At 55.7% G+C, this 8,294-nt stretch carries 10 protein-coding genes; 2 read left to right on the top strand and 8 right to left on the bottom strand.

Features of this window, described 5'->3' with window-relative positions:
• The first annotated feature begins 380 nt into the window (after nt 1–380).
• Both AC221Y_RS16530 and AC221Y_RS16525 read left to right on the top strand, forming a co-directional pair.
• Complete coding sequence (locus AC221Y_RS16530; protein ID WP_299752361.1) at nt 381–1,043, top strand: class I SAM-dependent methyltransferase; 663 nt, start codon at nt 381–383, stop codon at nt 1,041–1,043.
• Nucleotides 1,044–1,538: 495 nt separating this feature from the next.
• Complete coding sequence (locus AC221Y_RS16525; protein ID WP_486707782.1) at nt 1,539–2,882, top strand: dicarboxylate/amino acid:cation symporter; 1,344 nt, start codon at nt 1,539–1,541, stop codon at nt 2,880–2,882.
• A gap of 50 nt (nt 2,883–2,932) precedes the next feature.
• Here the strand turns inward: AC221Y_RS16525 and AC221Y_RS16520 are convergent, their stop codons facing one another.
• The 8 genes from AC221Y_RS16520 to AC221Y_RS16485 form a co-directional block, all read right to left on the bottom strand.
• Complete coding sequence (locus tag AC221Y_RS16520; protein WP_486707781.1) at nt 2,933–3,514, bottom strand: helix-turn-helix transcriptional regulator; 582 nt, start codon at nt 3,512–3,514, stop codon at nt 2,933–2,935.
• A 133-nt stretch (nt 3,515–3,647) separates the two neighbouring features.
• The gene (locus AC221Y_RS16515) at nt 3,648–4,088 is read right to left on the bottom strand and encodes a cytochrome b/b6 domain-containing protein (protein WP_486707780.1); all 441 of its coding nucleotides are present in this window, start codon (nt 4,086–4,088) and stop codon (nt 3,648–3,650) included.
• A gap of 7 nt (nt 4,089–4,095) precedes the next feature.
• Nucleotides 4,096–4,347 (bottom strand): PepSY domain-containing protein, encoded by a 252-nt coding sequence (locus AC221Y_RS16510; protein WP_299752349.1) that lies wholly within the window; start codon nt 4,345–4,347, stop codon nt 4,096–4,098.
• Nucleotides 4,348–4,946: 599 nt separating this feature from the next.
• Complete coding sequence (locus AC221Y_RS16505) at nt 4,947–5,699, bottom strand: NAD(P)H-dependent oxidoreductase (protein WP_299752346.1); 753 nt, start codon at nt 5,697–5,699, stop codon at nt 4,947–4,949.
• Between the two features lie 334 nt (nt 5,700–6,033).
• Nucleotides 6,034–6,774 (bottom strand): pirin family protein, encoded by a 741-nt coding sequence (locus AC221Y_RS16500; RefSeq protein WP_486707779.1) that lies wholly within the window; start codon nt 6,772–6,774, stop codon nt 6,034–6,036.
• Between the two features lie 67 nt (nt 6,775–6,841).
• Nucleotides 6,842–7,777, bottom strand: coding sequence for a pirin family protein (locus tag AC221Y_RS16495; RefSeq protein WP_486707778.1), 936 nt, complete (start codon nt 7,775–7,777; stop codon nt 6,842–6,844).
• On the bottom strand, nt 7,774–8,037 hold the full coding sequence (locus AC221Y_RS16490) for an NADPH-dependent FMN reductase (protein ID WP_486707777.1): 264 nt from the start codon (nt 8,035–8,037) through the stop codon (nt 7,774–7,776). The genes AC221Y_RS16495 and AC221Y_RS16490 overlap by 4 nt, the downstream gene beginning before the upstream one ends.
• A gap of 54 nt (nt 8,038–8,091) precedes the next feature.
• A partial coding sequence (locus AC221Y_RS16485; RefSeq protein WP_486707776.1) for an NADPH-dependent FMN reductase occupies nt 8,092–8,294 on the bottom strand: 203 nt, incomplete at its 5' end.

Here is an 8,294-nt window from a genome sequence, read left to right as displayed (position 1 = left end):
GAGATGCTGCTGACAGGGACCTACAACGGGACCATGATTACCGACACGATAATGCTTATTGGCGGCTTTCTGGTCGAAGTCTCGATAGCCATGGTGCTCTTTTCTCTGCTTCTGAACCGTAGGATCGGGCGACCGGTTCGGCCTTGATGACAACAGGCACACTCCTCTCGACCCCGCCGAGCGACCCCGATGACGTCTTCTTCTTGATTATCGAACTGGCTGCGATGTCTTCGATCCTCTGGACGGCGTGGACTTGGCCGGATCACGTCAGATCCCCCGCATAAATCATTTGCGCCCCAGGGCTCGCGTCGTCATCAACCATGGTTTGACGTGACTGGAGGGGGCCAACGAACGCCCAGCATTGGAGCAGGACCAACCACATGTTTACACAGACGCCTGCACGCGACCTCGCCGATCACTACGACAGGCTGGCGCCCAATTATGACAAGTTTCACCGCCGGTGGCTGCGGCATGCAGGTGGTGAGGCCCAGGCGGCATTGGAGGCTCTGGTGCGGGCACTTATCACGACAGACACGGATCTGCTTGATGCTGGTTGTGGCACCGGCACCTTGGCACGCACCTTGATCGCGGAGGGCATGTCGCCAGCCAAAATGACCCTTCTCGATCCCTCAGACGCAATGTTGGCAAGATGCAGCGACATCCCGGCGGTGCAAGTTAAAGGACGATTGGAGTCCCTGCCCTTTGAGGATGCAAAATTTGATATAGTGACCTGCGCTTGGGCGCTCGAAACCGTCCCGCATCCGAACCTGGCATTAAAGGAGCTTTGCCGTGTCGTTCGACCTGGCGGCGTGCTTTGTCTGGCGTTTTGCGCTAATTTGCCGGCACGTGGCCTTGTCGACGGTTTGATGCGCCAAGCCCTCTTGTGGCGCGGCAGTGGCCAATTCCTTTCACATGGACACGTCATACACACCCTTGAAAATTCAGGGGAGTTTGTGGTTCGCTCAGTTCCAAGTACGGGGCCCGCAGCGACCCTCCTCGCGAGGCGAAAGGAAAAAATCGGCACGACCTCGATTGCTGTCTAAGCGTGCCGCGTCCTAACTTCGCACCTCAGAACGAGGTAGGGTATCGGTTTGTATGACTGCCAAAGTCTGTTCAGCGAGTCGCTGCGTCAGCGGGAGGCAGGCGTTTTCAGCCTTGTGACCGGCTAGATGCTGAAGGATTTGTCGTCAAGGATTTTTGAAAAGTGCGCGATTTGGCAATGCGGATATTTGTGGCGTTGCAGAACAGCGGCATTTTGGGATCTTAGCTGCCGTTCACTACTCATGCGATCTTTTGGTTCACAGGCGCGGCAATCTTGGTGTGCCTGGCGGGCGCACTGAGTGATCACGAAGATCGAATGCCCCCGCTATCAGCTTCCGGTTCGCCGAGGTGGCCATGATCAGAAACACAGTCAGTACCGTCCTGGCTGCCTTGCAACGCCTTCGGTTGCCAACGTCCGGCGCTCTATCTTCTAAAACGACAAAGCACTTGCGGAATGCCGGTTCAGTTGCAGCTTCGTGTCATGTTATGGGCCTGACATGGCAAACGAGACGCAAGAGACATCGATGCACCTCGCGCAGCAGCGATTCAAGCTGCGGGTCTGGATTACATCCAGGCTCTGGGCGCAGGTGATGGCCGGAATGGTGCTGGGTTTTGGCCTAGGCCTCCTGTTGAGTGAGTCGACGGGAGTCGTTCCGCCTGAAATCGCCGAGGTGATCGGACTTTGGCTGGCCTTACCGGGCCAGATCTTTCTGGCGCTGATCGCCATGGTCCTCATCCCCCTGATCTTTTCGTCGATCGTGGGTGGGCTTGTGGGGGCGGGGTCAGGTGAGGAGTTGCGGTCAGTTGGCCTGCGGTTGGCTGCGTTCATCCTAGCGACCACGACGGTGGCGGCGACCATCGGTGTAGCGCTTGCGCAGTGGCTGAAACCCGGTGTGGGTCTTGCCGGTTTTTCCGTGCCACCCGGCGAACCCGGCCCTCCTTCCAAAACCGGCCTTGTGAGCGAGATGCCCGATCTCAGCGAGCCTTCAACCCTGCCGGACCTGATCGCCAACATCCTGCCGTCCAATCCCACCGCCTCGATCGTGCAGGGGGACATGCTGGCCGTTGTCGTGCTGGCACTGCTGGTCGGCATCTCGGTCACACAGGTTCAGCGCAGCCGTGCCGCACCTTTCCTGGCACTGATGGAGGCATTGCTTTCGATCTCGATGAATATCGTAAAATGGGCAATGTTTCTGGCACCTTTGGCGGTTTTCGGGCTGATGGCACAACTGGTGATGCGCACGGGGCTTGAAACCATGCTTGGCATCTCGGGCTATGTGGGCGCCGTGCTGTTGGGGTTGGCCGGCCTGTTGGTACTGTATCTTTTGATCGCGCTGATCTTTGCTCGGGTGACGCCGTGGCGTTTCCTAAAGGTTGCGGGCAGCAACCTTTTACTGGCGTTTTCCACATCCAGTTCCTCGGCAGTGATGCCGGTGACGATCCAGTCGGCGCGTCAGCTTGGCGTGCCAGATAATATCGCCAACCTGGTGGTACCGTTGGGGGCAACGATGAACATGGCCGGCACTGCGTTGTATCAGGCGGTGGCCATTCTCTTTCTTGCGCAGCTTGCCGGGGTCGAGCTGACGGCGGCTCAGACCGCGGCTGTGATCGGGACACTTGTCGCCTCGAGTATTGGCGCGCCCGGCACCCCGGGCGTCAGCATTGCCATTCTGATCAACGTAGCCACAAGCATGGGCATACCGGTCGAAGGCATGGTGATCATTCTTGGCGTCGATCGCCTGCTCGACATGTGCCGGACGGTCGTCAATATCACCGGTGATCTGGTTGCGGCGGTGCTGCTTCGCGCGGTGGGGCAAACACATACGGAAATCCCGGCATGAGCCAGGGTAGAGATATCGTGCAGTGCGCGGATTGGGCCCAATCGTCGTAACTATTCCGCGCGGAGTATGTGCGCTGACGCCCTAGTGGTGTGTGGTTGATGGTCGTCCGGTGCGCCAGCGGCGCTAAAGTCGCCTGACATCAGCTCCTCCATGAAAAGACTTACGAACTGTGCTCGGCCATGGGTGTCGGACTTTGAATAAATGCTGGTTGCTTGGGCGCGTATAGTCCCTGAGGCGGTCCTTCTAACTTGCCCGATGCTCTCATTGTCGAGACCCTTGAGGATCATAATAGCAATGTCGCGCTCTACTTCGGTCAGGTTCCAGTCATCGAAGAAGCGATCCATCACCTCGCCCATCTGACCACGTGCGACCATCAACCCCGCATCCATGTCACCCATACGCGCCAGCAATCGACGCAACTCCACCATCAAGAACATGACGCCCCAAATGAGTACGACAGCCGCCAAGGCTTCAAGTCCAAGATGCAGGTCGTCAAGGTGACCACCCTCGCGGAAATCTGTAATGATGTCGCCAATGAAGAATAGCGCGCAAAGGGCCTGCAGAATGATAATGCCTGCAAGCGCAGTTGCGCGCCGTTCCTTGGTCTTTTCAATCCGTTTTGGTCGCTTCATTCCAGCTTCGTTCCTTGGGGGACACGCTTTCGCCCGATTACCATGGCACGCACCAAATTGACACCAGATCGCCAACTATCGAACGCAACTCCGGCGACATGCAGCGCAACTGACAGGATCAGCCAGTTGAAGATCAACTCGTGCGCCTCTTCCACCCAGTCGATGCCAAAAACCGTATGGTCGTCATCATGTAGCCAGTCACGCCGATGCCGATTACCGTAAGCCAAAGGTTATAAATCATTATCGTACCCAGCGGATTGCGGGACAAATGAACGGTTTTGTCGCCGCTCAGAACGGACCGGGCATAGCTGATCGCCCGCGCCGGACTTGGCGGAAATGCCGTGAAACGTGCATATTGCGGCCCGATGATGGCCCAGACAAGCCGGATGCCGACCAGCCCCAGAGCAGGATATCCCACCCATTCATGCAGATTGCTTTCCTCCTCCAGTATCGCGCCGTTCAACAGAATTGTCAGAGCGAGAGACCAGTGAATCAACGGGACAAGCGGGTCCCACACGGCCACGTCGCGGGCGCTTGCGCGCCTGCTGCTGCGATCGTCCGAAGAAGCTGACACCGTCAACTCACTTCATCTCGAGCTTGGTGATCTTGCCGGTCTCGGCACTCACGTGGGCTTCACCCATTTTGCCATCCTTGATGAAATAGACTTCAATCTTTCCATCCTCCATTTCGGCTTTGCGCACTTCATAGCCCATTTCGGTCAGGGCCGCCTGTGCCTGCTCGATCGTCGTGCCAAGCACAGTGTCGGTATCAAGATCCAGTGCCAGTGCAGGGGTCGCCAGAGCGAGAAGTGTGATCAGTGCAAATTTACGCATTTTTTTCTCTTCAGGTTTAATTGCTGCGTCAACGGGTGTTGGCGCTGAACATCAACTGGGCCTTTTGATCCGATGGCGCTATTGCCTTGCAGCTTACGCAGCGAAGAATAAGCGCATGCTTAGGGCGGAAAGGTGCTGATCTAGGTCAGTCTAAAGCGCGATCTCAAGGACATGGATTGCAAAAGACGCTGGCCGAACTTGGTGATAAAGACCTAAAGTGGCGCAGGAAGTAGCCCCAAAAGCCGACGTTGGCGCGGCCACTGCCAAGGTCGCTTTTCCTCACAGCGGACCTTAGTGCACGCTGCAGCGAATTTACGGTTCCCGCCCAAAGTGTCCAATGTAGCGTTCAGCGCCAATGTCTTAGGAGGGCGGCGGGCTCAACCGGTCGAGGCAACACATGAACTGATGCGGCGGATGCCTCCATCCAACGGCATCAATTGTGCCAAAGTGGTTTCATATGAACCAAAGAGAGGGAGGCATCCACCGCATCAGTTCACAAAGCTGCCGCTTGCCGCTAGCACTTTGACATCCGCTTTTTAGGTAAAACTTTATGACGCATAATCATCGTTGTGTGATCATTTCCCAGTATATGGCAAACCTCAGATATGGTTGATAAACGGCGTGACGCTTTCGGCACCCGCGCGTAACCGGCCATCTTCATCAAACGCATCATCAGGATTAAATCGCATCAGGGACAGCTGATCAAAACCTTCAATGACTTCGGAATGCGCGTAAAGCAGGGCGGCCAGCCGCGCCTCGGTTTTAACCTTTTCACGACCTTTCCAGTATCCATGGACGCCATGCACGACCCGCGGCTGTGCGACCTGACACCCAAGATATCGAAAGGTGTAGGCCAAAGGCCACAGCAGCATACGCACATCGCCTTCTTTCCCATCTGGCCCGCTTTCGCTTTCACGAGACCCAGTACTGACGCAAAACAGCACGGTTTTGTCGCGGTATAGCCCCTTGTCAAACCGCTTGTCGGAGGTGTGCATGGCACCATTCGCGAGCACCCTGTCGCACCAACCTTTGATGATCGCAGGCGGTCCAAACCACCAAATTGGGAAATGCAAAATGATCCGATCGGCGGCCTGAAACTTGGCGATTTCCGCTGCAACATCCGCCGGAAGACGGCCGGTCTGCGACGCCTGCTCCTGACATTTCAGGACGTCGTGACCAGCGTTGCTCGCATAATGCTCAAACCGCTCAACCGGGTCGAAACCGTCTTGCACCAAATCCGACCGCGACACACGTCCCCCCGTTGCAAGGCTTGCGCGTTCAGTCTCTTGCGCCCAAGACCCCGTGAAGGAGCCGCTATGAGGATGCGCCGTCACGATTAATGTTTGCGTCACGTGCGGTCTCCTACCCTGGCTCGATGATTAATCTTAATCACAAGATCCGTATCCAAGGTCTAAGAAGGAATCCAGATCAGAGTGAGCTTTGACTGAATCTGGTGTTTTGGGTGTTTGTAGGTTGGCGGCGTATCTGGTTGATTTCTTGTTGAAAGATACGACGGCAACCGAAAGGCCGCCTCTCACGCGATGACATGCTGCGATTTTGGGCTGCTTCGAAGTCGTTCGTCTGACCGAGTTAGCGTGACAAATCCGGGCAGTTTGTCAGGGAAGGCAAAAATGCGATGAAGGTGAACTGGTGGCACGAACATGCCACCAGATTTGGGTTTTAAGTCTATTGTGCGAGGTCGAAGAACAAGATCTCAGCAGCGTTTCCCTGATCAAAAGTCAGCGAGCCGCTGCCGTCAATGGCAAGACCGTCGCCCTTAGACAAAGCGATGCCATTCACGTTCAGAGATCCATCAGCAACCTGCACCCAACCTTTGCGTCCAGCCTTCAAATCAGTGCTAATTGCTTGGCCGCCGTCCAATGTCGCCGCATAGACACTTGCGTCTGCTTGGGTCGTCATAGAGCCATTGCGCCCATCTCGGGAAAGGAACAGTTTGAGCTTCCCACTCTTTGCGTCGTTTGTCAGATCAATAGTGTCATATGTGGGTTTGGTATTCTGCGTCGCGGGCAATAGCCAAATCTGCAAAAACCGCATTGCTTTGGTCGAAGACGGATTGAACTCGGAATGGGTCACGCCAGACCCCGCGCTCATATATTGAACGCCGCCCGCGCTGACGACCGATCCGTTGCCCAGAGAGTCCTTGTGCTCAAGCGCGCCCCCTAGCACATAAGAGAAAATCTCAGCGTTTTTGTGTGGGTGCTGCCCAAACCCCTTACCACCCGCAACAAGATCATCGTTGATGACACGTAGATTTCCAAATCCCATATGCTTAGGGTCATGGTAATTTCCAAAGCTGAAACTATGGGCTGACTTGAGCCAGCCAAAGTCGGCCTGCCTGCGATCGTGGGCGGGGCGAACGGTTAAACTCATGCCACCTTGTTGGGTGGTGTTTTGATCAATAGTCATGTTGCTAATCTTTCTGAGGCTATCGGGTTTGTTGCGACCTTGCGTTGGGCAAAGGGGCGGCGCTTGCTTAATCGGGCAACGGGATGAATTCGCCATTGTCGGTTGGGGGCAATTGGAAACGACCATGTTCCCAGTCACCATCGGCCCAAGCGTCCTTGGCGGCTTCAATCTTCTCTTTTGAAGAGGCGACGAAATTCCACCAGATGTGGCGTGGGCCGTTCAGTGTTTCGCCGCCTAGCAACATCAGCCTTGCACCGGTCGGACCGGCTTTGACAGTGATCGCATCTCCGGGACGGAACACCATCATTTGACCGGATTGAAACGTGTCGCCTGCAACCTCAATCGAGCCATCGGTCACGTAAATGCCGCGATCCTCATGGTTGTCGGGCATTGGCAGCAGGGCATCGGCTTCCAGGGCCGCATCCGCGTAAAACATCTCGCAGAATGTCTTCGTCGGAGCACGTTCACCCCAAGCATTCCCAAGAATGAGACGAACGTGTTTGCCGTCGCCTTCAATGAAGGGAAGTGCGTCCTCTTTGTGATGCTCGAAATCTGCATCCATGTCTTCAGCTTCCTCAGGCAGCGCCACCCATGTCTGAATGCCGAACAGGCTACTAGGGCCTTTGCGGGTCTGGGCACTTGTGCGTTCTGAATGCGTGACGCCGTTACCGGCGATCATCCAGTTCACCTCGCCGGGGTAAATCATCTGGTTGGTGCCAAGGGAATCTTGGTGCTGAAACTCTCCCTTGTAGAGATAGGTCACCGTTGCCAAGCCGATATGGGGATGCGGACGCACGTCGATGCCTTGTTGTGTGATAAACTCGGCCGGACCCATTTGGTCGAAGAACACAAAAGGACCGACCATTTGGCGTTTGGCTGACGGAAGGGCGCGTCGGACCTCAAAATTTCCAATATCGCGCGCCCTCGGGACGATCAATGTTTCGATCGCATCGACGTCATCTGCACCGGGGCAGATTGGCTCAATTGAAGGATTCCAGCTCATAACGTAATTCTTTCATTCATTTGCAACGGTCCAGTCATGGCGCGCGTTGTCTTGATCAGTTGATCGACCGTAGCCTTAACCATCTGAGACTGCCGTTCGTCATTCAGCCCACCTGAATCATCAAATGCGCTCACCCCATTCGATATGGCGACTTGATTTGGCACGACCGTTACGCCGATATTACCCACCATCATGCGCAGCGCGACAAGACCCCGCAAGCCGCCCAACGCGCCGGAACCGACCGAACCAAGGGTTGCCACCTTGCCTTTGTACGCCCAAAGAGAGGGCTCATTCTCGAAATGGCGGCGCGATATTCAATCCAGAGAGTTTTTCAACAACGGCGAAAGTGAGCTGTTGTATTCCGGCGATGCAATGAACAATCCATCAGGGTCGACGAAGAGCTGTTTCAGCCGCTTTGCGTTTTCTGGCAGAACAGAGTCGCTTTCGAGATCACAGCTGTAGAGGGGCATCTCAAAGTCTTTGAGATCGATCGGGGTGACATCGATGTCCGCGTCTC

This window comes from Boseongicola sp., from assembly GCF_057460485.1.
The sequence above is the reverse complement of the archived record's forward strand: the minus strand, read 5'-3'. Positions and strand labels throughout refer to the sequence as shown.

Bases quoted from the DNA above. Each gene is read 5' to 3' on its own strand.
- AC221Y_RS16520 (WP_486707781.1), bottom strand. From the start codon at position 3,514: ATGAAGCGACCAAAACGGATTGAAAAGACCAAGGAACGGCGCGCAACT.
- AC221Y_RS16530 (WP_299752361.1), top strand. From the start codon at position 381: ATGTTTACACAGACGCCTGCACGCGACCTCGCCGATCACTACGACAGG.
- AC221Y_RS16510 (WP_299752349.1), bottom strand. From the start codon at position 4,347: ATGCGTAAATTTGCACTGATCACACTTCTCGCTCTGGCGACCCCTGCA.
- AC221Y_RS16525 (WP_486707782.1), top strand. From the start codon at position 1,539: ATGGCAAACGAGACGCAAGAGACATCGATGCACCTCGCGCAGCAGCGA.
- AC221Y_RS16500 (WP_486707779.1), bottom strand. From the start codon at position 6,774: ATGACTATTGATCAAAACACCACCCAACAAGGTGGCATGAGTTTAACC.
- AC221Y_RS16495 (WP_486707778.1), bottom strand. From the start codon at position 7,777: ATGAGCTGGAATCCTTCAATTGAGCCAATCTGCCCCGGTGCAGATGAC.